The sequence below is a fragment of the Photorhabdus akhurstii genome (genome assembly GCF_018448925.1).
Taxonomy (GTDB): Bacteria; Pseudomonadota; Gammaproteobacteria; order Enterobacterales; family Enterobacteriaceae; genus Photorhabdus; species Photorhabdus akhurstii.
Genome location: NZ_RCWE01000036.1, coordinates 18,700 through 44,663, shown reverse-complemented (window position 1 = coordinate 44,663; position 25,964 = coordinate 18,700). Strand labels below are relative to the sequence as shown.

General features: G+C 42.4%; 22 protein-coding genes and 2 tRNA genes. 11 read left to right on the top strand and 13 right to left on the bottom strand.

The window, feature by feature from the left end; genetic code table 11:
- Nucleotides 1–480 precede the first annotated feature (480 nt).
- Complete coding sequence (locus tag EAE93_RS22145) at nucleotides 481–738, top strand: DUF1435 family protein (RefSeq protein ID WP_250151149.1); 258 nt, start codon at nucleotides 481–483, stop codon at nucleotides 736–738.
- Between the two features lie 62 nt (nucleotides 739–800).
- Here EAE93_RS22145 and EAE93_RS22140 read toward each other — a convergent pair.
- The 3 genes from EAE93_RS22140 to rsmC form a co-directional block, all read right to left on the bottom strand.
- Nucleotides 801–887: transfer RNA gene (locus EAE93_RS22140), tRNA-Leu, on the bottom strand.
- A 53-nt stretch (nucleotides 888–940) separates the two neighbouring features.
- A tRNA-Leu gene (locus tag EAE93_RS22135) sits at nucleotides 941–1,027 on the bottom strand.
- Nucleotides 1,028–1,202: 175 nt separating this feature from the next.
- Nucleotides 1,203–2,219, bottom strand: a complete 1,017-nt coding sequence (gene rsmC, locus EAE93_RS22130) for a 16S rRNA (guanine(1207)-N(2))-methyltransferase RsmC (protein ID WP_036811732.1) — start codon at nucleotides 2,217–2,219, stop codon at nucleotides 1,203–1,205.
- A 128-nt stretch (nucleotides 2,220–2,347) separates the two neighbouring features.
- Between rsmC and EAE93_RS22125 the strand changes: the two genes are divergently transcribed.
- The 6 genes from EAE93_RS22125 (at nucleotide 2,348) to EAE93_RS22100 (ending at nucleotide 7,651) form a co-directional block, all read left to right on the top strand.
- Nucleotides 2,348–2,761: a DNA polymerase III subunit psi gene (locus EAE93_RS22125; protein ID WP_105397577.1), complete on the top strand. Its 414-nt coding sequence runs from the start codon at nucleotides 2,348–2,350 to the stop codon at nucleotides 2,759–2,761.
- On the top strand, nucleotides 2,730–3,176 hold the full coding sequence (gene rimI, locus EAE93_RS22120) for a ribosomal protein S18-alanine N-acetyltransferase (protein WP_036811738.1): 447 nt from the start codon (nucleotides 2,730–2,732) through the stop codon (nucleotides 3,174–3,176). Before EAE93_RS22125 ends, rimI begins: the two co-directional genes overlap by 32 nt.
- Before the next feature lie 156 nt (nucleotides 3,177–3,332).
- Nucleotides 3,333–4,922 carry a peptide chain release factor 3 gene (prfC, locus tag EAE93_RS22115; protein WP_105397578.1) on the top strand — a complete coding sequence of 530 codons (1,590 nt, stop codon included), beginning with the start codon at nucleotides 3,333–3,335 and terminating at the stop codon, nucleotides 4,920–4,922.
- A 315-nt stretch (nucleotides 4,923–5,237) separates the two neighbouring features.
- Nucleotides 5,238–5,615 (top strand): BON domain-containing protein, encoded by a 378-nt coding sequence (locus EAE93_RS22110; protein WP_036811743.1) that lies wholly within the window; start codon nucleotides 5,238–5,240, stop codon nucleotides 5,613–5,615.
- A 196-nt stretch (nucleotides 5,616–5,811) separates the two neighbouring features.
- On the top strand, nucleotides 5,812–6,873 hold the full coding sequence (locus tag EAE93_RS22105) for a patatin-like phospholipase family protein (protein WP_214040591.1): 1,062 nt from the start codon (nucleotides 5,812–5,814) through the stop codon (nucleotides 6,871–6,873).
- A 4-nt stretch (nucleotides 6,874–6,877) separates the two neighbouring features.
- A complete protein-coding gene (locus EAE93_RS22100) occupies nucleotides 6,878–7,651 on the top strand; it encodes a TatD family hydrolase (protein WP_214040590.1) in 774 nt (257 codons plus the stop codon).
- A 145-nt stretch (nucleotides 7,652–7,796) separates the two neighbouring features.
- On the opposite strand, the gene EAE93_RS22095 is transcribed toward EAE93_RS22100, so the two are convergent.
- The 9 genes from EAE93_RS22095 to EAE93_RS22055 all read right to left on the bottom strand — a co-directional run bounded on the left by EAE93_RS22095 (nucleotide 7,797) and on the right by EAE93_RS22055 (nucleotide 19,792).
- Nucleotides 7,797–8,543: an SDR family oxidoreductase gene (locus tag EAE93_RS22095; protein ID WP_036811751.1), complete on the bottom strand. Its 747-nt coding sequence runs from the start codon at nucleotides 8,541–8,543 to the stop codon at nucleotides 7,797–7,799.
- Between the two features lie 64 nt (nucleotides 8,544–8,607).
- A complete protein-coding gene (locus EAE93_RS22090; RefSeq protein WP_082301062.1) occupies nucleotides 8,608–9,060 on the bottom strand; it encodes a cupin domain-containing protein in 453 nt (150 codons plus the stop codon).
- Between the two features lie 74 nt (nucleotides 9,061–9,134).
- Entirely contained in the window at nucleotides 9,135–10,859 is a 1,725-nt protein-coding gene (locus EAE93_RS22085; RefSeq protein ID WP_040150428.1) for an FAD-dependent oxidoreductase, read from the bottom strand.
- A 57-nt stretch (nucleotides 10,860–10,916) separates the two neighbouring features.
- On the bottom strand, nucleotides 10,917–12,578 hold the full coding sequence (locus EAE93_RS22080; RefSeq protein WP_040150430.1) for an FAD-dependent oxidoreductase: 1,662 nt from the start codon (nucleotides 12,576–12,578) through the stop codon (nucleotides 10,917–10,919).
- Between the two features lie 40 nt (nucleotides 12,579–12,618).
- Nucleotides 12,619–13,314, bottom strand: coding sequence for a methyltransferase (locus EAE93_RS22075; RefSeq protein WP_052105823.1), 696 nt, complete (start codon nucleotides 13,312–13,314; stop codon nucleotides 12,619–12,621).
- A gap of 27 nt (nucleotides 13,315–13,341) precedes the next feature.
- Nucleotides 13,342–15,777, bottom strand: a complete 2,436-nt coding sequence (locus EAE93_RS22070) for an AMP-binding protein (RefSeq protein WP_214040589.1) — start codon at nucleotides 15,775–15,777, stop codon at nucleotides 13,342–13,344.
- Between the two features lie 56 nt (nucleotides 15,778–15,833).
- Nucleotides 15,834–16,622: a class I fructose-bisphosphate aldolase gene (locus tag EAE93_RS22065; protein WP_036811759.1), complete on the bottom strand. Its 789-nt coding sequence runs from the start codon at nucleotides 16,620–16,622 to the stop codon at nucleotides 15,834–15,836.
- 9 nt (nucleotides 16,623–16,631) lie between these two features.
- Nucleotides 16,632–17,939, bottom strand: a complete 1,308-nt coding sequence (locus tag EAE93_RS22060; protein WP_110085985.1) for a 3-dehydroquinate synthase II domain-containing protein — start codon at nucleotides 17,937–17,939, stop codon at nucleotides 16,632–16,634.
- A gap of 335 nt (nucleotides 17,940–18,274) precedes the next feature.
- A complete protein-coding gene (locus tag EAE93_RS22055; protein ID WP_044467079.1) occupies nucleotides 18,275–19,792 on the bottom strand; it encodes an MFS transporter in 1,518 nt (505 codons plus the stop codon).
- A 176-nt stretch (nucleotides 19,793–19,968) separates the two neighbouring features.
- On the opposite strand from EAE93_RS22055, the gene EAE93_RS22050 reads away from it, so the two are divergent.
- Nucleotides 19,969–20,862 (top strand): LysR family transcriptional regulator, encoded by an 894-nt coding sequence (locus tag EAE93_RS22050; RefSeq protein ID WP_036811763.1) that lies wholly within the window; start codon nucleotides 19,969–19,971, stop codon nucleotides 20,860–20,862.
- 25 nt (nucleotides 20,863–20,887) lie between these two features.
- Here EAE93_RS22050 and EAE93_RS22045 read toward each other — a convergent pair whose 3' ends face one another.
- On the bottom strand, nucleotides 20,888–21,544 hold the full coding sequence (locus tag EAE93_RS22045) for a phosphohydrolase (RefSeq protein ID WP_036811765.1): 657 nt from the start codon (nucleotides 21,542–21,544) through the stop codon (nucleotides 20,888–20,890).
- A 497-nt stretch (nucleotides 21,545–22,041) separates the two neighbouring features.
- On the opposite strand from EAE93_RS22045, the gene EAE93_RS22040 reads away from it, so the two are divergent.
- The 3 genes from EAE93_RS22040 (at nucleotide 22,042) to deoA (ending at nucleotide 25,943) form a co-directional block, all read left to right on the top strand.
- Nucleotides 22,042–23,307, top strand: coding sequence for a NupC/NupG family nucleoside CNT transporter (locus EAE93_RS22040; RefSeq protein WP_181147750.1), 1,266 nt, complete (start codon nucleotides 22,042–22,044; stop codon nucleotides 23,305–23,307).
- Nucleotides 23,308–23,767: 460 nt separating this feature from the next.
- Entirely contained in the window at nucleotides 23,768–24,547 is a 780-nt protein-coding gene (gene deoC, locus EAE93_RS22035; protein ID WP_214040588.1) for a deoxyribose-phosphate aldolase, read from the top strand.
- Between the two features lie 73 nt (nucleotides 24,548–24,620).
- Complete coding sequence (deoA, locus tag EAE93_RS22030; RefSeq protein ID WP_214040587.1) at nucleotides 24,621–25,943, top strand: thymidine phosphorylase; 1,323 nt, start codon at nucleotides 24,621–24,623, stop codon at nucleotides 25,941–25,943.
- Nucleotides 25,944–25,964 lie beyond the last annotated feature (21 nt).

Sequence of the window (25,964 nt, the reverse complement as noted above, 5' to 3'; positions counted from 1 at the left end):
TCAGCGGATTACATCGAGGCCCGCAGCTCTGGCTGCAATAAGGCCGGATATAGAGCTGCAACCTACCGTCGATGCCAGAGTAATTTTTGTCTTGCAAACGGGATGCGTTCATATAGAGCATAAAAAAGTCTGGGGCACTTGAGTTATTTAGCGGTAAAGTGGGCAACTCAACCGGACTATTACCCATTATCGGCCCATGAATACTTATACGTTAAAGTGGCTTCTTTAGCTGCTTTGCTACATAAATGCCCCACACTTTTTTACGCTCTCCTATTAAGTGCTTGAGTTAGTGCTTTGTAATATTTTCGAACCACGATTTTTCAACTCTGTAGTATGTTGAATCGGAATAGTTTGAACTGGTGTCACAGGATATTGATTTGATCTGCCAGATTAGCAACTGCAACTGGCTTGTACTTCACACTTTTTTGTATATGATATTGGTAATCATTATCATTTAACTGAGTGCGAGTTATGGTCAGAATGAAAGACAGAGAGAGATCGCTTTTCTGGCAGGGTATCACCAGCTTGTGGGGAATCGGTTTATCTAGCCTGGCTGGCATGCTATTCGTCATCGTCAATCCTGGAATTGAGCAGTTCAAAATTGGAATGGTATTAGCGATGTTGCTGACGCTATTTATGTTGTTAAACCAGAAGTCACGCCATTTTTTGTTGATACCATCAGGGTTTGCTGTGTTGTGTGCTTTATTGGCTGGAATGCACCGATTTGGCTGTTTTTGACGTTTTATTGAAGAAAGAATGGATGAGAAGCGCGATTATAGAAATAAAGAAAATGAACAGATTGGTGCGAAAGGAGGGACTTGAACCCTCACGTCCGTAAGGACACTAACACCTGAAGCTAGCGCGTCTACCAATTCCGCCACCCTCGCAGGTACTGTCATTTTATTTTTTTATGCCAAATTTAATCAGCGGTTGTCTGATTTGGTGCGAAGGGGGGGACTTGAACCCCCACGTCCGTAAGGACACTAACACCTGAAGCTAGCGCGTCTACCAATTCCGCCACCCTCGCAAATTCAGACACTATCAATCTGTTGATTGATAGCATGGAGGCGCATTTTAGAGGTTTTGTAGTCGGCGTCAATCATTATTTATAAGCGTTGCATGGTTGCCGTAAAAATCGTCACCCTTCTATTATGTTGTTATCAAAAATAACCTGCCCTTGAATCAAGGACAGGTTAAGTCAATTAGAATTTTTTTGTTGCCTGATAAACCTTGAATTTCCCGGTCTGGGCAATGACTTCATGACTGCCGAAAGTTTTATCCAGTAAATCGGGATAAGGCAGGAAGGCATTGGCGACAATCCGCAATTTTCCTCCGGGTTTTAGGTGGTTGGGAGCTTGGCGGATCAGATCATCGGCTGCCAGTAAACTGGTTTTTAATCCATCATGGAAAGGAGGATTAGAGATAATCCAGTCGAATTTACCTTCAATATTGGAATAAACGTTACTGACAACAACGTGGCCTTCCAGTTTATTAGCTTTTAAGGTCGCTTTACTGGAGGCAATGGCTGCTGCATTAACATCACTGAGAGTAAGTGCTAACTCAGGATTTTTCTTACCCAATACGGCTGCCAGAACACCCGCACCACAGGCGATATCCAGTAAATTGCCAGAGAGAGGTTTGTCAAAGGTAGAAAGCAATAAGCGGCTGCCAACATCCAGCTCATCCTGGCTAAATACACCCGGCAACGTATTCACTATGACATTTTCCACCTGATAACTGTTCCACCAGTTATCCTGTTCGAACTGTACTTCATGTTCTAACTGGCCGTAGAACAGGCTGCAACGACGGGCGCTGTCGATTTTTCGAAACGTTGCCATACCTTCCATCAGTTTGTCTACACTACGTACTCCGCTACGGTTCTCTCCGACAATAAAAATATTGATACCTTTTGGCAAAATAGAGAACAGGCTGCGTAATTGAAAGCGAGCTTCCTGCTTACTTTTAGGCCAGTAGTAGATTAGGGTGTCACAACCCTGGGTAAATGCTTTTTCGGCTACCAGTCCAAACCAGGCATGATCACCTAGAGTGCGGATCAGTGATTGCCAGTGATGATATTGGTTAGTGTGCACTCGCACACTGGCAGCATCAATTTGGGTTGCCAGTGTGTCCTGAATATCACCGGCGAAGAGCAGGTGATGAGAGCTAAGTTGCTCACTGTGACGCAAAATAACTTCACTGGCGGGGGTTAACGCAGACATTTGTCTATAAGCTCCTTTATGTTCTGTGTCCAAATATCAGGAAATAATAAATTTAACACCCAATATTGGCGCAGATCGTGGCCTCTGATAACATGTTACCGATTATTTTTTACAGCAGGTGGATAGATATGGTAACCCGGCGCGATAGGTTATTAGCTCAACTGGGAATTACCCAATGGACCTTACGTAACCCGACGGTTTTACAAGGTGAATTAGCTGTTCACTTACCTGATACCACCCGTCTGCTGATTATTACCAATGACCACATTGATTTAACTAATTCATTATTAATAGATATTTTCACCGCTATGGGGTTGGATAAATCTTCTGTTTACTGCATTACAGCAAATAATGTTGCAATGTTAGCGGAACAGGTTAAGTGCCCATATTGGTTGTTAGGTGTGGATATTACACTATCATGGCCGGGCATTTCTTTGAGAAGCCCGGCATTAAATGATTTATATTGTGATGGACAGGCAAAACGTTCTCTCTGGCAACAGATTTCTCAACATGAACAACATTTCTCTATTAACTCCCGCTGATCTCCCGTCCGCTTTTCTGGTTGAGAAAGCCAGTCACGCGTTCCCGTGGAGTGAGAAAACATTTTTCAGTAATCAGGGTGAGCGGTATTTGAATTATAAAATAGCGATTAATGAACAACTTATTGGCTTTGCGATAACCCAAGTGATATTGGATGAAGCAACCCTGTTTAATATCGCTATTCATCCTGACTACCAAGGTAAGGGTTATGGTAAAGGATTATTAGCGTATTTAATATCAATTCTGCCGGGTAAAGGGGTGAATACCTTATGGCTTGAAGTCAGGCAATCGAATCATTCCGCTATTGGATTGTATGAACAATCAGGGTTTAACCAAGTCTCTGTGCGTAAGCGTTACTATCCTACCGCGACAGGTAAAGAAGATGCCATCATCATGGCGTTGCCGCTGTTTGCCTGATAAGTGCTATAAAATTGATTGATTGTTTATAACACCAATTTCAGCGAAAATGAGCGCCAATTTTTCATTCACCCACGGGTTTGGCAACTGTTTTCCTTGCGGGGAAGCGTCTGATGTTGAATACAAGCCCGTATATAAAGCAGAAGATTGTTATTGATGTCAAATTCCCCTTTTCAGCAGGAAGTCGCTAAACGGCGAACTTTTGCTATCATTTCTCACCCTGACGCAGGGAAAACGACGATTACTGAAAAAGTGTTGCTGTTTGGACAGGCGATTCAGAAAGCCGGTACAGTGAAAGGTCGTGGCTCAAACCAGCATGCGAAATCTGACTGGATGGAAATGGAGAAACAGCGTGGTATTTCCATTACCACTTCTGTGATGCAGTTTCCTTATCAAGATTGTCTGGTTAACTTGTTGGATACGCCAGGGCATGAAGATTTCTCCGAAGATACTTATCGTACATTAACGGCGGTTGACTGTTGCTTAATGGTCATTGATGCCGCTAAAGGGGTTGAGGATCGGACACGTAAATTGATGGAAGTGACCCGTCTGCGCGATACCCCGATTCTAACATTCATGAACAAGCTTGACCGCGATATCCGTGATCCAATGGAACTGATGGATGAAGTGGAAAATGAGTTGAATATCGCTTGTTCTCCGATTACCTGGCCGATTGGATGCGGTAAGTCTTTTAAAGGGGTTTATCACCTCTATCTTGATGAAACTTACCTGTATCAGACCGGAAAGGGGCACACGATTCAGGAAGTCCGCGCAATTAAGGGGCTGAATAATCCTGAACTGGATGCCGCTATTGGTGAAGATCTGGCTGAACAACTGCGTCAGGAACTGGAACTGGTGCAGGGGGCTTCCCATGAGTTTGATCATGAGGCATTTTTGCAAGGTGAACTGACACCAGTATTTTTCGGTACTGCGCTGGGTAACTTCGGCGTTAACCACATGCTGGATGGTTTGGTGAAATGGGCGCCTGCGCCGATGCCGCGTCGGACAGATGTCCGCGCAGTCTCCGCTCAGGAAGATAAATTTACCGGGTTTATCTTTAAGATCCAGGCCAATATGGACCCTAAACACCGTGACCGCGTGGCTTTCTTGCGTGTCGTGTCGGGTAAATATGAAAAAGGCATGAAACTGCATCAGGTAAGAATTAAGAAAGATGTGGTGATTTCTGATGCGCTGACATTTATGGCGGGTGATCGTTCTCATGTGGATCATGCCTACCCGGGAGATATTATCGGTCTGCATAACCACGGGACAATTCAGATTGGTGATACCTTTACGCAAGGGGAAGATCTGAAATTTACCGGTATTCCTAACTTTGCTCCAGAATTGTTCCGTCGTATTCGCTTGCGTGATCCTCTGAAACAGAAACAGCTCTTGAAAGGATTGGTTCAATTATCTGAGGAAGGCGCTGTACAGGTATTCCGTCCACTGACAAATAACGATTTGATTGTGGGAGCCGTTGGTATTCTCCAGTTTGATGTCGTTGTGGCCCGTTTAAAAAGCGAATACAACGTTGAAGCTTTATATGAACCGGTAAACGTCTCAACGGCGCGTTGGGTTGAGTGTCATGACGCTAAGAAGCTGGAAGAGTTTAAGCGTAAGAATGAGCAAAATCTGGCGCTTGATGGCGGTGACAACCTGACCTATATTGCCCCAACGATGGTTAACCTAAATCTGACGGGTGAACGTTATCCTGACGTCAATTTCCGTAAGACGCGGGAACATTAATATTTTTAAGGCTAACAATAAGTTAGCCTTTTTCTTTACAAAAATATATGTAACACAAGAATAATTTATAATTTAGTCGGGTAAGATCGGTCTTATTTTATAGCGCTTTGCTTTATTTTCCTGTTACTATTTCCTCGGTCTTTACTGTGTTGATGTGCTTATTTCCCGATTTAGCCTCTCAGCTATTGGGAGCGATAACCTGTTTTTAATTCTAATGTGGATTGCGACTCTTTGTGTAAAGAAGCATTAGTGTAAAGACGGTTTGAATGGCTTTATAGATTCAGAAATCTAACCGGCAATTAAGGAAGGTATAGGATGAAGAATGTTAAATTGGCTCACTTGTTGATGGCTATTGCCTTGGGGACCACCTTGATTAGCAGTAGTGTATTGGCGGAAGAGTCTTTTAAAAATAAAGCGACACAAGCACTCGACAGTGCTGGTCAGAAAATCGATAGCTCAATGAAAAGCATTGATGGTTATATGGGTGATAGTGCTACCACAGCAAAGATTAAAAGTGAGCTGTTGGCGGCAAAAGGTATCAACAGTAGTGATATCTCTATCAAAACAGAGAAGAGGGTCGTTTATATTTCTGGTTTCGTGAACAGTGAGGAACAATCTAGAAAAATTATAGAGATTATCTCTCAAGTGGAAGGGGTCAAATCTATTCAAAACGGTTTGACCATAAAAAAATAATATATTTTATTAATTGAGTGGTTGTTTTCCATTCAAATGATTTTTCTTTGTAGTAACTGGATTTGTAGTAACCGGATATGCGCCCTCACCAGGGGACTTTTATCAAAATATTGACTATGTAGCACCATAATATAATGACGGATAATAACTTCCCAAGTTATGCTCTCTATCCGTCATTTATTTTCTTGGGGGCTGTGTGGGGAAACGTATACCGATAACTTTGGGGAATATCGATCTATTATCCTATAAATATAAGTCACATATTAAAACTGGAAAGGTTGCACTGGTTTGTGAAGGTGGAGGGCAACGCGGCATTTTTACTGCGGGTGTGCTGGATGAATTTATGCGCGTTGAGTTTAACCCGTTTGATCTCCTGCTTGGCACTTCGGCAGGCGCTCAGAACCTTTCAGCTTATATTTGCGGACAGCGTGGATATGCCCGGCGAGCCATCAGTCGTTATACAACTAATCCAGCCTTCTTTAACCCTTTGCGTTTTGTACGTGGTGGTCATTTAGTTGATTTAGATTGGTTTGTGCAGACCGCTTTTCAGGACCTGCCATTGGATATCCCGACAGCTTTGCGCAGATTGGAGGCCGGATGTGAATTTTATACGTGTGCATGTCGTGCGGATAATTTTGAACCTACCTATTTCCAGCCTGATGAGCACAACTGGCTGGAAGTGATTAAGGCATCAAGCGCCATTCCTGGGTTTTATCGTAATGGTGTGACGATCAATGGTGTTGTTTATTATGATGGCGGCATCAGTGACGCGATTCCGGTAGAAGAGGCGTATCGGCGAGGTGCTGACACTATAGTGGTGATCCGCACAGTCCCTTCACAGCTCTATTACACGCCTGATTGGGTGCAACGAATGGAACGTTGGTTGGGAGACAGTGGTCTGCAAAAGATGGTACGGATGCTACAACAACATGCGACAAGCTACTACCGCACCCAGAAATTTATTGAAAATCCACCTGATGATGTACAGATTTTTGAGATCTATCCGCCAGCATCCTTAACGACCAGCGCATTAGGTAGCCGTTTGCCGGCGCTGAATAGGGATTATCACCTTGGACGTCGTTGTGGGCGCTATTTCCTGGAGACAGTTGGTCACTTATTTATTGGTAATAAGTTTAGCCTTGCTAAGGATAACAACGACCGCTTAAGCGATAATATTTTGTGCCAGAACGAAGAAAATAGCCCGTTGGCGTTGCCGACTGACTTAGCTGTATTGTCAGAACAGATTGATAACGGATAGTTTGATGTTTATTGATACCCACTGCCATTTTGACTTCCCTCCATTTTGTGGTGATGAGCAGCGAAGCCTGCGACTGGCGGCACAGGTTGGTGTGGATAAAATTGTTGTCCCTGCTATTAGTAGGGACAATTTGCAACGGGTATCTGAACTGGCTCATTCTTATCCAGCGATTTATGCCGCATTGGGTTTGCATCCCCTTTATATCGATCAACATCAGGAAGCGCATCTTGCGGATCTGGAACACTTTCTGAAACAGAAACACGAAAAGTTGGTGGCGGTTGGGGAGATTGGGCTCGATCTCTATATGGCTGAATCCCAATTTGAAAAGCAGAAAGCGTTGTTATGCGCTCAATTGCGGTTAGCAAAACAGTATGAATTACCGGTTATCCTTCATTCCCGAAAAAGCCATGATCAAATGGCAGCGATCCTAAGAAGAATCAACCTTCCCCGTACCGGTGTAGTACATGGATTTGCTGGTAGCTTATCGCAGGCAGAAACTTTTATCCGTTTGGGATATTACATTGGGGTAGGGGGAACCATTACTTATGAAAGAGCGCAGAAAACACGTCGTGTGATGGCTGAACTCCCGTTAACGTCTCTTGTGTTGGAAACCGATGCCCCGGATATGCCACTTTTCGGCTTTCAGGGAGAACCTAACCGACCGGAAAGAGTTGCCGGAGTTTTTGCTTCGTTATGTGAGCTTCGTCGCGAATCTCCTGATGAAATTGCTAACCAACTTTATCATAACAGTGTTGAATTATTTGGATTTGTTATATGATTGAGAGATTAAAAAAACGGTGCCCCAACCGTGAGATTTAGTTCCCAACATTTGAGGCGCCGTTCATTTTCTAAGTCATCTTAAGGAATTTTATCTTGGTATTGCACAAATCAACGATACAGTTATTCGTAAAATCTGCTTTTACCTAAATATTAACCATACCTCCATCGATGATAATGTCAGTTCCCAACAAAAACTTAGATTCATCTGAAGCGAGGAATACGGCTACATCTGCGACATCAGCCGGGGTTCCTAGATGTCCAGTTGGAATCATAGCGCTCACTTCCTGATATACACGTTGAGTATTGTTTATCCCTAGTTTGTCGAATGCCGGAGTCATGATTGGTCCGGGGCTAATACTATTAACCCGAATCTGACGATCGACAAATTCCGCAGCCAAGGCACGTCCCATAGCTAATAAAGCCCCCTTACTTGCTGAATAAGTTGCACTTGTGCCACTTTTACCAATATGACCACTGACTGAACCGGACAAAATGACAGAAGATGGTCTGGCAAGAAGAGGGAGCATAGATTGTAAGAGGAAAAACGGCCCTTTTAAATTAATCGACATCAGGCGATCAAAACCCTCTTCACTTTCTTCTTCTAATTTATGACTCGTCACAATTCCGGCATTCAGGAACAGAGCATCAATCTGCGGCCAACGCTCTCTAATTGTATCCCTTAAGATTACTTGTGATGCCAAAGACCCGGCGTCACTGGGTATAACCCAAACATCCTTACCAAAGAATCTCTGGGCAAAATCTAATGTCTCTGGATTGTTTCCAGTAATTGCAACGTAAGCTCCTTCAGCATGAAATTTTTTTGCCGTTTCGAAACCAATACCGGTTGTTCCTCCGGTAATTAATGTATATTTCCCTGATAATCTAAACATGATTGTTTTATTCCTCTTAGAAAACGCCTACTGTAATAGGCTCTTAATGTATATCCGGCTAAATTCAAAGTTCTTCACGAACTGCAAGACCCAAGTTTTGCAACATGGGGGCATTTTCACATGCAATATAGAGAGCCTCGTCAGTGACACTGCTATTTGTATGTTGATGCCATGCCCATACAGGCACATATATTGCGTCACCGGCTTTCCATGAAATACGTTGTTCGCCAATTAATGAATATCCCTCGCCATTCACGATATAGATTATCGTTTCATAGCTATGTCGGTGTTTACGTGTGGATTCTCCAGGTTGTAATCCTCCTAATGTCATACTCAAAACTTTACTGGGCAAATTAACCATCGCCACTTTATGACGTCTTTCATTTGAGAAATTCAAATCTTGGCTAACGTCGGAATTCAATACATTTTCATGAATTAATTGCGTTGGTTTATCTTCAACTAATTCACCGGGAACTTTATTAAAGTCTCCAGAGGAGAAATAACTCTTTTTCACCATAATTACCTCTGATATCATCTCTTATCCCAAAATTTTTATTTTTTTTACTATTTTGAAATAACGTTAAAATCACTTTATTTTAAAAGTAACTTAGTCATATTTTCCGCCAAGCGTTTATCATGCTCTCTATTATCCCGGCAATACCATGCGATATGTCCATCAGGTCTGACAAGAACACAGGAGTTTTCATCAAAATGACAGCGACCATAAAAATCACCATAAATATCGTCAATTTCCTCGCCAGGGCCAATAATATATGCATTTATTTGGCAAGCATGCTCTTGGTTATATTTTTCTACTGCTGAAATCCATTTCTTCCCCGCTATTCCGGTGAACAATGAAAATTTCCCATGACCAACCAAATTAATTGAGGATATAATTTTTCCCTTTTGGCTTAACCAAACATGTGGAATTCGTGCCCCAGGTGTAAATGTAGAGTGATACATGAAAAATAGATCGTCACTTTTTTCTTCTTCGTTAGAAACTTTTTCTCTCAAAATAGCTGCCGATCTATAGCAATGGTTTAGCTCAGCTCCGTGTCCATTAAGCTCATAGTTCTTTAACCTTAATGCTTTATAAAATCTATTCCTTCTCGCTATACCAATATCATCATCAGTGGAAAGAAATTCTGCGGTAGAAATGGTAGGTTTATCCAACCCCAATGAAAGACTCAGTTCTTGGCTTTCACTTATACTCTGCATTGCTCGGGCAACGACCGCTTTTCCTACTGGAACTCTCTCTTGACTATAAGTTTCTAACAATTCCTGTCCTGCATAGTGTTTGAGAACATAGGCAAGTTTCCAACATAAATTATAAGAATCTTGAATAGAGGTATTCGATCCTAATCCATTATTCGGTGGATGCCGGTGAACAGCATCGCCAACACAAAATATTCGCTGATTAGCATATTCCTCCGCATACATACTATTTACCGTCCAGGTCGATATTGACTTAATATCTATATCCACATCATAATTACCGATAAGTTTTTTAAGAATATTGACCGCATCGTTCTTTGTAATTATGGGCGGTGGTTTAGCGATGTCGTAATTCCATACCCCTAACCACTCTTTCCACGGACGCACCATCCTTAACGCACCCAAGCCAATGCCACCAGAAATAGCCTCGTTATTGAAAATGAGAAATAATGCTCCGGGCCGATGAGAAACTAAAGCAGATAGATCAGCGTCAAAGAAAATATTTATACAGCCAGCGAGGTTCAATTCGCCTTTCATCGGTAATTGTGCATCGGAACAAACTTTACTTCTGGCGCCGTCAGCTCCAATAAGATATTTAGCCCGTATTTGATACTCCCGCTTTTCTAAACGATCAAAAGCCGTTACCGTAATCCCCTGTTTATCTTGTGTGGCTTGTATATATTCTGATGAAAATTTAACGTGTGCTCCATTTTTAATAGCACGGCCAATCAATATCGGCTCAAGGTAAGTTTGCGGTATATCACAGATACTAAATGGGCTTGCTATTTTATAGTCACTCAAACGTTCTGGATGCGCTCCCCATGATTTTATTCTGGCAATTTCGTTTCCTGCTAACGTCTCGCAGAATATACTATTGCCCATCACCTCATTTAGTACCGAACTCGCCATTAATTCATCACCAACGCCAAACTCCGATAATATTTCTATTGTTCTCTGATTTGTTATATGCGCACGAGGTGTATTAGCCAACCACCGATGTTTAGTGATGACCATTGTATTAATCCCATAAGTACTCAAAAATAAAGCTGCTGCGGAGCCAGAAGGACCGCTACCTACGATAAGAACATCTGTCTCAATCATAATATTGTGTTCCGTATTTAATTCATGTTAATACCCATATCCCCGGAAAATCATCTCTTACTTACCTATAATCTTATCCAGTATTGAACCTATATTGTTCGGCACCTTATCACCTTTCCAGGCGATATATTGGTCAGGACGTACCAAAAGGAGCCTTGCTTGATATAATTGCCAGGCATCATTACCGGAAAGATCAATAATTTTGATCGGAATTTTACGTTGATATGCCTGATCTAATAGTTCGGATATCGCTGGAAAATAAGTCCCTACCCGAAGTAAGCTAAAGCCAGTGCCTAAAATATCGAATAGCGATATTCTTGTTCCAGGAACAGGTGTGAGCCACAGGTGCGGCAATCGGCCTCCTGGCACATGACTTGGCTGATAATGAATAAAGTCATCATCCGGTATTGGCGCGCTATTAATAATATGAGGAGAATGGTCATATCGGGCGCCAAGTTCAACACCGATAGAAGAAAATTGACTGCGGAATGTATTCAGCTCAATCCCCATTTTTTTACGGGCCAAATTCCCAGCGGAATCTGCATTTTCTAGATTTGCCGGTATGGATAATGATGAAACCCGCTGCGTTAAAAAACGTGCGGCAGCGGTATTTCTCAGCGCAATTGGACGGCGCTCGCTTTCATAAGAATCCATTAACGCATTACCTGACCAACCTTTGAGAGACGCAGCAATTTTCCAGGCTAAATTACTCGTATCATCGATTCCAGTATTCATGCCAAAACCGCCGGTAGGAGAAAATAGATGAGCGGAGTCGCCCGCCAAATATATTTTGCCGTCAGAAAATCTTTCAGCGACAAGGGCAACGCCACCTTTCCATACCGAATTACTCAGAACGGATACTTCAATATCTGAGCCTATTCCTGCCTGAGCTATGCGAATTAATTCCGACTCATTGATAGCCTTTCCATGTTCACTCTGAGTCATCAGTAAAAAATCATCTTTGCCATCCAGACTGATAAATAACATTCTCAACATGGGGGAGATAATATTATACATCCAAGATTCTTTGCCTTTTAATATCCCTTGGTGAAGCTCAGGGATACGGATATAGCTGGATATCATGCCGCCAGTCAGAAAACCTATTTTGGCTTCAACCGTTCCTTCATAGGCGATACCAAGCTTGGAACGAACAAAACTTTGCCCACCATCACAGCCAATCATATAACTGGTGTGCCAGATTTCATCGGAATGTTTTCCCTTAATACACTCCGCATAAAGTTTTACTTGATCTTTAAACTGAATAAAATCTTTAACGCGCCAGCCATATCTCATGGTGATATTTGGACGACTACGGGCATGCTGTAGTAAAAACTTTTCGACATACATTTGATTGACTCGCATCAATGGTTCTGGAACCGGATCGGTCGAAATAGCATGTTTGAGTCTGGATATTTTCTGCATTCCCGACGGCATATTGATACGGGCGAGTTCCCATCGATTAAGCCGGGTAAAATATGATATATCCAGAGGAAACTCTTTTGGCAATCCTAATGCCCGAATAGACTGAGATATCCCTAAGCGACGATAATGTTCCATCGTGCGAGCATTATGGGTATTACCCTTAGGGCGCCATCGAGTTTCCTCATCTAAATTAAAAATAACGGAACGAATACCGTATAAATCCAGAAATAAAGCCAGCATTAAGCCAACGGGTCCGCCGCCGACGATGGCTACTGGTGATTCATTTTCTAAAGTCAAAATTAACCCTCCTTAACCATGACCCGTGGTAATAAACTGTTTAGATTAAAGATGTTAGCTGGAAGATTTTATATATCTGGGCATTTTCACCTTTTCCTTTTTCCTCATATAAAACAACATAGTTGTAGCCATGCTCCGAGAGTAACTCACTAAATGCGGCTTCATTGCCCTGGCTGCTAAACCCGATGAGTATCTTTCCCTGAGGATTAAGATATTTTCTTGCATCCTGAAGGAAACGTTTATGAGTTATATATCCCGGATCGTAAAATGCGTGATAAATTTCTTCTTTAAAAGTGTAATTTTCAGGAACAAACAAAAAATTAGAGTTCCAGAAAATAATATCAAAACTTTCACCGTCTTTTAATATGTCAAATAAATCTCCATGCCTGACAGAAATTAAATTATTTACCCGATGCCGGGTCACATTAAATAAGGTGTTTTTCACTGCTTCCTCACTAATATCAGAAGCAACAACGGGATAACATCCTTCTAGCGCTGCTGTAATAGCGGTTACTCCCGCACCACAGCCTAATTCTAAAAAAGAGCTATTTCGCACATAAGGAATATGCCGGGTAAAAATACCGGTGGACTGAAAATGAGTGGGTGGAAACACATTTTTATGAATATTAAATAGCCTTCCCATACATTCAAACTCAGAAATACCGGAGGATTCAGCAAGAGTCAGTTTTTGTTTTATAGCGGCGATAACCGGTTTTTCATAAAGATCTTCATTCACTGTAATTTACCTTCTTTATTATTAATGTTAATTAGTGGGTATATAGCGAGTGATTGCTAGAATTCCTTTTGGAATTTCTCTACTTGTTTTATATTTCTCAAGAATATTGGGCAGAAGATCCCTTAATCTGCGTTTCAAAACTTTACCGGTTACGCCAAGGGGAATCTGATCGAAACTATTAACAACAATAACAATATATTCTCCAATAGAGTTCTCTATTCCATTCTTTTCCTGCATGAGTTGAAGAATTTTTTCTGCAACAATATCGACATCCTCAGTTAATTTCTTACTCAATAGAATCAAGGCAAGTAATGTTATTTTTCCATTTTCAGCATAAGGTAAATTTAATCCTATAATTGTTGCATCATATACACTTTCGATTGTCTGTATCGTCTCTTCCAGTTGAAGGGTATACAGCGAGCCGTCAGGGGTATGAACAACATCAACCACACGATCAATTTGATAAAAAACATTGCCTTTGCAATATCCGATATCTCCGGTCAAGAAATATCCATTTCGCCATGTATCAGCGGTTTTTTGGTTCTGTTTCCAATAGCCAGAAGTAATTGTTGGTGAACACACCGCGAGCGCTCCGACACTTCCCTGCGGCATTTCATCACCGGAAGCCATGTCCACTATTTTGGCCGTAACGATATCAACAGGACGCCCAATTGAACGAGACGGTGCAATTCGATCAGCCGTGGATACACTTTGAAACAAAGCCATACCAAGCTCCGAACTGCCAAACGCATCGATAAAACGCGCACCCGGCGAACCCGCCAGTAAACGGCTAATGTGACTCTGATGGGCGGCATCCCCCATGCTAAACCAGCGCCGTATTGATGGGAATTCAGCATACGATACCTCGCGTTCCAGCAAAGAAACGTAGCTTTTGGGAAATGCAACAACCGTCGTAGGCGAAAAATCTTTTATCGCTTTTCTTACCGATTCCCCTTCCTGGCTACTGAGGACATAAGTTGGGAGACCATGCAATATAGCCGTTTCAAGATGGCTGATAGCAGAGGAGTGCGACTGCGGCAAAACGGTCAGCAAACGCTCATCTGGTGATTCGACAAAACGCCCAAGTCTTGCGCGTTTTCCCATAAAAAATTGACGATGTTCAAATTTTACCGCTTTAGGAACGCCTGTCGTACCAGAAGTATGGCTCAACATCAGTAATGTTGTATCCACGGGAATATACGGCCACCAAGAAGGCAAATTATATTCCACCTCGGTATTGAAATTTGAAACATTGAGAATTTCACATATATCACCGGCATTCCGTAAACTCTTTATCAGTGAATTATGATTAAGAAAAGATTCATCGGTGACGAGTTTATTAAAACCGTTCTCTTTGATATAAGAGATGCCAATATCTGACGGCATCGCCGGATTAATTAACGCGATTGTAGCGCCGATACTCGTGATTGCAATGTAATGCAGAAATGGACCAATTCCATCTTGCACACAAACAGCAACGACATCCCCGGTTTTAATCCCATTAGCCAAATACCAACCCGCAAGCTCACGTCTAATACTTACCAAGGTATTCAGGCTGAATTGTTGGATATTACGTTGACTGGCAATGGTTATAGGTTTATCTGTAAAAATAAAATCCACAGTCGGGGTACTACTTAGCGATAAACAGCGGTCAAGAAAATTACCGCTACCTAACATGTTATCATTACGCAAACAGACTAAATCACGTTCAGATAAAAGGGTCGTTACGTTCGAATTTACCCCGACGCTACTTTGATATATCTCATTTAGCATCGCCATCCGAGAATGTATTACTGCTTCACCAAAAGCCATAACTTCTGCCTTGCCGTGAGGATTTCCTGCAATCATGCGATCAATAATTTTCCTCATTACTATGGCATGCTCTTCATCCTCCTCAACATGGATTTTGAAGAAATGCAATGCGTCATCAGGCGCTTTCATTGCTCGTAATGCATCTAAAACTGGACCATAAATTAAAGGTACGATTGCCTCAGCGCCTAAGCACAGAGCAGCGAGTCCCCTTAAAGAATTATCACTTCGGCAGTGCTCAAACATAATATTAATCAATTGCTGAGTACTTTTAAGAATTGGATAACTTTTAGGAACCGCATTAATCGCCGCCATCGCCTTTTTATATAACTCTACGTGAGATATCTTTGCAGCATCGGTTCCTGTTAGCTCTTCCAGCAAATTATGAGAAAGGAGCGTAAAATCATTTTGATCAACTAAGTTTCCCATCAGCGAGCACAGATATCGGGTGAAATATTGTGAATAGTACTGGTGCTGGATCATGAATTTTCTGAGTAAATTCTGGCTGGCTTTCCCGGAGCGGCAAGTCACTAAAAATACATTGGTATTAATTTCTTCCAATAGTTCTTTAGAAAAAATGTCTTCCCATAATGGTGATAAAGAATAACTTGTTTCTTTTTTAGGTTCGTTTTGAGTATTGATAGCGAGTTCCATGATAGACCCTTTTAGTCATATTCAACTGCATGAAATCTATGATATATAGGCTTTTTTTAAGCCAAAGATATTGACTCTGAATTTATACATTCATATAAATGGTGAAGCAGGGATTGTGGGTTGAGATTTTGAAAAATATTTCTGCCAACACATAACCCGCAAGCTCCGGACGAAATAGCGGCTTTGGTATTATTAATCAGTATTTCGTCAGATGTTTTTTCTCCCCCGGCGAAGAAAATTTTAATATCAGAACCATGAAGGTCAACGATTTCTGCAATAGCGGACTCCGAATCAGGGAAGCCTATTTTTATTGCATCAGATCCCAGTTCGGTGACAATTCTTATCAGATGGTGAAGCCTTTCCATCTTTATTTCTGACGATTCGGAAACAACTTTATCATATAGCATTGTGAGTACAGGCAGCCCGGCTTCATGCGCGATATCTGTGACAGAACCCAATATAGATAAATTATGTTCGAAATTTGTTTCAGTGAAATTTACCTGTATAGAAACAGCATCCACACCAAGCTGGAGAGCGGCTTCTATACTCGCCACTAATATTTTCGTGTCCGGTGATTCTGATATTGTTGGCATGCCGCTCATATGGAGAATAATACCTGTTGAAGGGCGTAACATTCCACGCAGAATGAGCTTTTCCAATATCCCTTTATGGGCCAGAACAGCGCTTACATAGTTGCTATTGATCCACGATTCAACCGCATAAACACTTTGTAAACCAGAGATAGGCCCCATAGTTAACCCATGATCAATCGGCACTATTAATCCTCGGCTTGATTTGGGAAATAACAGTCTGCTTTCTCGTAATTTTCTTCCGATGTATCCCATAATCATCACCTACTTTTCAATAATAGATTCGTTAATTTTAATGCCAACATGACGACCCGGCTCTGTAATATAACCAAGCACCTTATCTCCAGGTTTAAGTTCAGAGATGTTTAAAGGTTTTGCTTCGCTAGAGAAAATTCTCACATGCCAATCATCTTGCATCAAAACATTCACCCGTTTTTTCCCTGGAAACTCTGCTTCAATTAATCGAAGAGGGCGTTGCTCTATTTTTACGCGACCAACCGTTATATGCCGTACTTCCCCCTTTGAATTGACTGCCATTACCGATGAGCCGGCTTTTAACTCGCTCATATAATCGGTTCGGTTATTAAAGTTATATACATAGGAGTGTATCGCTCCGGCATTAATACGGAATGGTCTCAGTTCCATATAAGGCAGAAAGAATACTTCCGGGCAGCACAACAGGGCGCCTTGGGAGGTACTGCCTACCAGCATGCCTTCGTTCTCGCTGAATAATGTGGATGTATCGATACAAGCTCGATATCCCATACCGACAGGACGACTTTCTGTAATAATTCCGACTTGTAGTTGCAGTGATTCTTTTTTGTTATATGATAAACGATCGATAAAGTCGCTCATAACATCATGTTTATTGGGTGAGAAAATAACACCTTCAGCACCATATTCCATCACACCATAAGAGACTATTGCATCATCGACATCATCAGGATCGCTAATTTCTTTTAATAAAATAGTCCCGGTAGACTGTAATGATGCAATGACCAGCTCAAGAGGAATATTAGTTGGATCACGAAAAAGAATCCAAAGAAAATTGAATTCCATTCCTTCATTGATTGTTTTAAGCAGACTATCTTGATCATCAACATAACTTTCATAGCAAGTCGCAATAGACTCTGCTTTAAGTTTCTTCAAAGTGGCTATGTCATTGGAGCAAATACATTTATTTGAGTTGGTATCAGAAGGTTTAAATAAAGCGAAATGTTCGCTCTCTTTAAATTTATTAAGCTCTTCATGGGTTTTCACTTTCAGAACTATTTGCATTCTTTTGGGTATTGCATTAATGAAAGTTGAAATATTATTTGGATATAAAACTATACCACTATAAAGAGAATTTATCACCCTGATGAAAATAGTATCGTCTGGCCTCTGGGCTGATAGTTTTGCAGTATCAAACCAAATGACTGGTCCATTTAAATCTTCACGCTTAGAATTATACTCTTTGCCTGGGCTGCTTAATCTTATAGACGCTCTTTTGGCAATCATTTCAGGCGTTTCAAAATTTCCAGACGCGATACTCACTGCCTCCTTTGGTACGCTAACGATATTTTTGCTCATATTAAAAATCCCCCGTAAAATATAAGATAATTTCTTCAATTGGTAATTTTTTTAATAAATAGTAATAAATTGTTATCATATCTTCGGTTTTTTTCATATCGATAAACACCCAAACTTTAAATTTTTATTTAATAATGTCATAAAGGTGTGTAATTATATTCTCCTGAATGTGTTGTTTGTTATTTTTCCAATGTGGGAAAGTGTGTAGGAAAACTTAATTCTGTTTGCAAGGGTAATAGATAGTGTCGGCATTTCTCCTGATGATAAAATAAAGTTTCTCAAATTACAGAATAATTAACATTTAGTGATTTTATTATTAATATCAATTGTTTTTTCTATTTACTTTCACCGTGGGATTTTACTTTACCCAATAAAATAAACACTAACATTGCGGTAATTGCCGCCGCTACTGCAAGTGCAATGAATTGATATCGAAATGCTTCTTCGTATACCTTATGGAGCAATGACTTATCTAATGAAGGGGAAATAGCGACAGCATTACTTAAATCGCTCATTGCAAGACGTGTAGATATTTCAGATAAAATATCAGCCGGAATATTGCTTAATGTACTTAAACCCGAAGATATACGAGCAGAGAGAATAGCCCCTACCACCGCTAAGGCGATACCATCTCCGGCTAAACGGACAGCATTGAAAATCCCAGTCGCCATACCCGCTCGTTCTTTAGGTACGACACTCACCGCCAAACCGTCCATCAATCCCCAAGGCAGGCCAATTCCGATGCCGATAATCAACATTGGCCATAATCTTTCAGCCGTTGTATCGCCAGAGATCCCATAACCTAGCCAGAATAAGCCACCAGCAGCGATGATAAGTCCCATACCTGAAATGATGCCGACATTAATCCAGCGAGCTAATTGACCGGCAATAAAGGGGACTATTAGCAACGGCGCGGACAAGGTAATCATCATTTGGCCCGCTTCGAATGCGCTGTACCCTTCGACACCAATAAAACGTGCCGGCAATATAACGAGCAACACAACATAAGCATAGGCTGGCGCGATGGCGAGAAGTTGCACACCGACAAAGCGCGCATTGGCAAATAACGAGAGATCTAACATGGGCCTTGAACGTTGTCGTTCAATAATAATAAATATGATGAAAATAATAATGGAACAGATCAGTGTCGCAAGTACCGTACTGTCTCCCCATCCTTTTTCAGGAGCCAGAATGATCCCATAAGTGAAGGCCGCTAAAGATGAGGTAAATGTTATTGCGCCGGGCCAATCTAGCCCTTCTGCGTTGGGATCGCGCGTTTCTCGTGCATAAAGACTCACTAATATACTGGCAACTAATGCCACTAAAGCCGGTAGCCAAAAAACCCAAGGCCATCCTAACGAATCAATAAGTAGCCCGGCCAAAAAAGGACCAAAAGCTGCTCCTGCCCCAAATGTTGTGCCAATCAGGCTGAAAATGCGTGTACGTTGATGACCATCAAATTCCTGAGTCAACGCTGCCATTGAACCGGCAAAGGCTGCCGCCGCTCCCAACCCCTGTATGAGCCGTAAAATATCAACCCAAAAAACGGATGGCATATAAGGTATCGCCGCAGTAACAACAGCAAAGAGAAATAAACCGAATAGCCAGAGTTTCTTGCGCCCATGAGTATCGGCTAAGCTACCCGCAGCCATTGTTGCACTGCCGTAAGTAAGAATGTAAGCATTAATTACCCAACTGAGTTCCACCGCGCTTCCACCAAGGGCTTTGTTGATCGAAGGCACCACGACGGCAGGTCCTGCAATGCTCAAAGGAATCACAGCGGCGGTAAGACAGGCAGTCAAGACCAGCGGCGCTTTATTTGCGCTTGATCCAATATTTATTTGAGATTTCATCACCATTTCGATTTTCTGCCCTGAGTACGTATGGCTTGTCGCTGTATAGCAGCTAGAGCAAGATGTATTTTATTTCATACTACAGATTCACTAATGGCAGATAAATAGGCTTATAATCATTTCTGAAGTGACTATTTTGTCATTAATCGTGATGTAAAAAAGCCCAGGAAACCCAGATGAATAGTTTGAGTAGATTCATGATTTTCATTCGTGTAGCCGAAGCTCGTAGCTTCACTGCCGTAGCCAATCAACTTGGGCTATCCCCTTCGTCCATCAGTAAAAGCATCTCCCGGTTAGAAGAGAAGTTAGGTGTACGCTTGCTCCAACGCAGCACTCGTAGCGTCAGTTTAACGACAGAAGGCACTCTATTCCTTGAACGTTGCAAACGCATCTTGGACGAAATCACCTCGGCGGAAAACGAATTATTGAGTTCTATCTCTGCGCCTCAAGGCCGCTTGCGGGTGAGTCTGCCGCTAGTCAGCAGCTTGATGCTGCCCGTATTGTCAGCCTTTACTATGCGTTATCCACAAATAGAATTGGATTTGGACTTTAGTGATCGACTTGTGGATGTCATTGATGAAGGGTTTGATGCCGTGGTGCGAACAGGAGAACTCAATGATTCACGACTGATGAACAAACGTATCGGATCTAGCCGTTTTTTATACGTTGGCGCTCCCAGTTACTTTGCACAATATGGTAAGCCATCACAACCTAAAGATTTACTCCATCATGCATGCTTGATGCACCGGTTTCCAACAACCAATCTTTTGGAAAAATGGCCGCTATGCTTAGGAGCATCCGGGGTAGATATACATCTTCAAGCAAAGATGACCTGCAATCATGTCGAAACACTACTTTACATGACACTTCAAGGTCACGGCATCGCCTGTTTGCCTGATTTTACCGTTAAACAAGCATTAGCCAACGGTACATTGTTGGCCGTGTTGGATAAATGGTCTGATACTTCGAGTACTTTCCGTGTCCTATGGCCATCTAACCGCTGGGTACTCCCCAAAGTCAAAGCTTTTGTCGATTTCATGGCAGATAACTTATTCCCACAAGGGCGATAGAAATATTGATTAAAAAATTAATCCATTAAATCAAGTCGCCTTTAATTTCGCTTGAGAGTTTGCTCAAAAAATCAACCAAATATTGGGCGTTCGATTGTGCGATCTTCTTGCCTTCGGTGGTGTTCATCTTTTCCGGGAGCTTCAATAGCTTGGTCTGAAAGTGATCGATTGCATAGGATTTATCATCCAAGGGGCGATTAAGCGCAAAGGGATCATCATGATGAAAAAGCCCGTGGCCGAGCATACCTGCTACATAAAATACTCTGGCGAGTCCGATGGCTCCTAGCGCATCTAATCGGTCTGCATCTTGGAGTATCTTCGCTTCTATTGTTTCTGGAGTTAAGGCTGCGCTATAGCTGTGGGTTAGAATGGCATGTTTTACCGCATCATAAAGTTCTTTTGGGAACTCTGGAAATTCAGTAGACAGAATTCTGGCGGCTTCCTGTGCTGCAAGCTTTGAGGACTGTTTTTTCTCTGGATGATTCTTTGGTAATGACACGATGTCATGTAAGTAACTTGAGGCAATAATGATTAAAGGCTCACCTCCTTCTTTCTCCATAATCCTTTTCGCATTATTTGCGACACGGATCAGATGCCCAATATCATGAGCATTATCATTAGAGTTTGCGAGTCGATATTTTAGAAATGCTCTTAAGCGCTCTTCTAGTATATTGGCTTTCATTATTTTCACTTACCTAAAGATATTGAATTAATTTTTATTATACAACCGTTTGATTGTTATTCAAAAAAATAAATTGTTATCTCCATAGAGGAATCACTCGTAATTTAAATATGGGCTTATTTCCTTAGAGTTATCTTTGGAACATTGCTTCGTTTGCTTATCTATGGATGTGAATATTATGTCAGAGTTGTTGTCTGAGGATTATAACCGCTACACTTTAATTGCGCTTACCTGATAATTATTCCTTAATTGTCGATTATTTTGCCATTCCGAGATTAGATTATCTATTGCAGATTATTTTTGTAATTTATGTGATTCGTATCACATTTATCATTTTTTTATTGCTTTTTTCAGTAGATATTTGTGATGTCAATAGCTTGTTCATTCCGATGACTGAGTATAATCAGCGCCGACTCATCGTCAGTGAATGATTTACATTCAACTGGCATATTTAATTTATTATTAAGTGAACAGGGATTCTTCCAATGCAACTCCTTATGAGCCTGGTCGGGATGGCAGTGCTGATCTTGATCGCAGTACTCTTTTCCAGTAATTATCGTGCCATTAAACTTCGTACTGTCCTTGGGGCCTTTTTGATTCAGGTCGCTATCGGTGCTTTCGTACTTTATGTTCCCGCAGGTAAGAAAATATTAATGGGTATGTCTGAGGGAGTTTCCAGTGTTATCCAGTATGGTCAGAAAGGAATGGATTTTATTTTTGGTGGATTAGTTTCCCCCAAAATGTTTGAACTGTTTGGTGGCGGGGGATTTGTTTTCGCCCTGCGTGTACTGCCTATTATTGTTTTCTTCTCTTCATTGATCGCTGTGTTGTACTACATTGGCGTTATGCAGCTAGTTATCAAAATATTGGGTGGTGGTCTGCAAAAAATTCTCGGCACTTCACGTACAGAATCTTTGTCTGCGACAGCCAATATTTTCGTGGGCCAAACTGAGGCGCCGCTGGTTGTTCGCCCTTATATTGCTACCATGACTCAATCTGAACTGTTTGCGGTAATGTGTGGTGGTCTGGCATCCGTTGCGGGTTCGGTACTGGCGGGTTATGCATCAATGGGTGTTCCTTTGGAATATCTGATTGCGGCTTCCTTTATGGCGGCGCCAGGCGGCCTGTTGTTCGCTAAATTGATGGTGCCTGAAACTGAAAAAACATCTGATACCGTTGATGCAATGTCTTTGGTTTCGGAAGAGGAACGTCCTGCTAACATCATCGATGCCGCCGCCTCTGGCGCCGCTTCTGGTATGCAATTGGCATTGAACGTCGGTGCAATGTTGTTGGCGTTTGTGGCCTTGATTGCATTGTTAAATGGTATTCTCGGTGGTATCGGTGGTTTGTTTAAATATCCACAACTTTCTCTTGAACTGATGTTGGGTTGGGTTTGTGCGCCGATTGCTTACCTGATTGGTGTTCCGTGGAATGAAGCAACCGTTGCGGGTTCTTTCATCGGTCAAAAACTGGTTGTGAACGAATTTGTTGCCTTTATGAACTTCGGTGAATATTTGAAACCGGATGATGTGGTTGCGGCCGCTGGTTTGCAGGTGCTGTCAGATCACACCAAAGCAATTATTTCCTTCGCATTGTGTGGCTTCGCTAACCTTTCTTCCGTTGCTATCCTGCTAGGTGGTTTGGGCGGTATGGCGCCGAGCCGCCGCGGAGATGTTGCTCGTTTGGGAATGAAAGCCATTATAGCGGGCACATTATCCAACTTAATGAGTGCAACTATCGCAGGCTTTTTCCTGGCTCTATAACGTTGTTGAAATAGGCAGGTGGGATAATCCCGCCTGCAATCTATTTTCCTACCGGTTTATTCTTAATTCGTGAGTTATATTTTTTGTCGTGTATTATTTGACGATAAGTAAGTTGGATTTGCTGGTAAATCCCATGATAAATATAGTTTTATGTGATAAAAATCACATTTGAAATTATTATCTTGCAAATTACATGTAGTTAGTGTGATTGTTAGCACAATTTTTTGAACGTTGAAATGTTCAAATATAAGATATGCCAAATTTCAAGGATCAAGGCGAGGCTCGCATTAAGGACCATAAGCCGAAGAGAGCATAGTGCGGTGAAAAGGAATTCAATCGTCGTGGTAGGCATACTATCGCGACATCTTTAGGGAACAAGTCCGCTCGCCAACAAACAATCGTTTAACAGAATGTGTGGTTCTAGCAGAAGCTGGCCGCGATAATAACGTTGGAGAGTTTTATGACCGATTTAACCGCAGCAGCGCAGCGTGCGCTGAGTTTGATGGATTTAACGACACTCAATGATAATGATACCGATGAAAAAGTGACGGCGCTTTGTCATCAGGCGAAAAGCCCGGCGGGTAATACCGCAGCTATCTGTATCTACCCTCGTTTTATTCCTGTGGCGCGTAAGGTATTACGTGAACAGGGCACACCTGAAATCCGCATTGCAACAGTGACAAACTTCCCACACGGCAATGACGATATTGATATCGCTTTAGCCGAAACCCAAGCGGCTATCGCTTATGGCGCTGATGAAGTCGATGTGGTTTTTCCATACCGTGCATTGATGGCCGGTAATGAACAAGTCGGTTTTGACATGGTAAAAGCGTGTAAAGCCGCCTGCGCAGAAGCGGGGGTGTTGCTAAAAGTTATTATTGAAACCGGTGAGCTGAAAGAAGCATCCCTGATCCGTAAGGCGTCTGAAATTTCAATCAACGCGGGTGCTGATTTTATCAAAACGTCTACGGGTAAAGTGCCGGTTAACGCCACTCTGGCAAGCGCTGAAATCATGATGAAGGTGATTCATGAGATGGGAGTGGGTGAAATAGTTGGTTTCAAACCGGCTGGTGGCGTGCGTACCGCGGAAGAGGCTGCACAATATCTGGCATTAGCTGATCATATTATGGGTGGCAAATGGGCTGATGCCCGTCATTTCCGGTTTGGGGCTTCCAGCTTGTTGGGCAGTTTGCTAACCACTCTGGGGCATCAGAATCAAGAACAAAGCAGCAATTATTGATAATCGAGTACCGCGTCAATCAGTGCGTAACCACTGAGTTTTTCCCGATTTTAATCATGATTAGGAGAATGCTTTGTTTCTGGCACAGGAAATTATCCGTAAAAAGCGTGATGGATATCCACTGAGCGAAGAAGAGATCCGCTTCTTCATCAATGGCGTGCGTGACAATACCGTTTCCGAAGGACAAATTGCCGCGCTGGCGATGGTTATCCACTTTCAGGATATGGTGATGGAAGAACGTGTCGCCCTGACGTTGGCTATGCGTGACTCCGGTACCGTGTTGAACTGGCAAAGCCTGAATCTGAACGGCCCGATTGTGGATAAACATTCGACCGGCGGTGTTGGTGATGTGACCTCCCTGATGCTTGGCCCGATGGTGGCGGCCTGCGGTGGTTATGTTCCGATGATTTCCGGTCGTGGTTTAGGCCATACCGGGGGAACGCTGGACAAACTGGAAGCGATTCCGGGGTTTGATATTTTTCCTGATGAGCGGCGTTTTCGTGACATTATTCAGGATGTTGGCGTGGCGATTATCGGCCAGACTAATTCATTGGCGCCGGCAGACAAACGCTTCTATACAACTCGCGATATTACCGCGACGGTGGATTCTATTCCCTTGATCACCGCCTCTATCCTTGGCAAAAAACTGGCTGAGGGGCTGGACGCATTGGTAATGGATGTCAAAGTTGGCTCTGGTGCGTTTATGTCAACGTATGAAGCGTCACAGCAACTGGCGGAATCAATTGTTAGCGTGGCTAACGGCGCAGGTTGTAAAACTACCGCGCTGTTGACGGATATGAATCAGGTTCTGGCATCCAGCGCGGGTAATGCGCTTGAAGTTCGTGAAGCTGTTCGATTTCTAACGGGGGAAAATCGCAATCCACGTTTACTTGAAGTGACAATGGCGCTAGGTGTTGAAATGTTGGTATCCGGTCATTTGGCAACAGGCCGTGAAGACGCTCGCAATAAACTCCAGTCTGTCTTAGATAACGGCAAAGCAGTCGAAATCTTTGGTCGCATGGTCGCGGCACAACAAGGTCCGACCGATTTCGTCGAGCGTTACAACAGCTACTTGCCAACCGCTGTTTTCACTAAACCCGTATTGGCTGAACAGCATGGATTTATTACACATATGGATACCCGTGCTTTAGGGATGTCTGTAGTTTCCCTTGGAGGAGGGCGCCGTAAGGCCGCAGATCCCATTAATTACAGCGTGGGGCTGAGTAATATCGTTGCTCTGGGTTCAGAAGTTAATATCGGTACACCCTTAGCTATTATTCATGCCAACAATGAGAATGAGTGGCAGGAAGCGGCGGAGGCAGTACGTAAAGCTATCGTTCTGGGTACAGAAGCCAAACCAGCCACACCGATGGTTTATCGCCAAATTGGCGAATAATAACCATACTTATTATTAGAT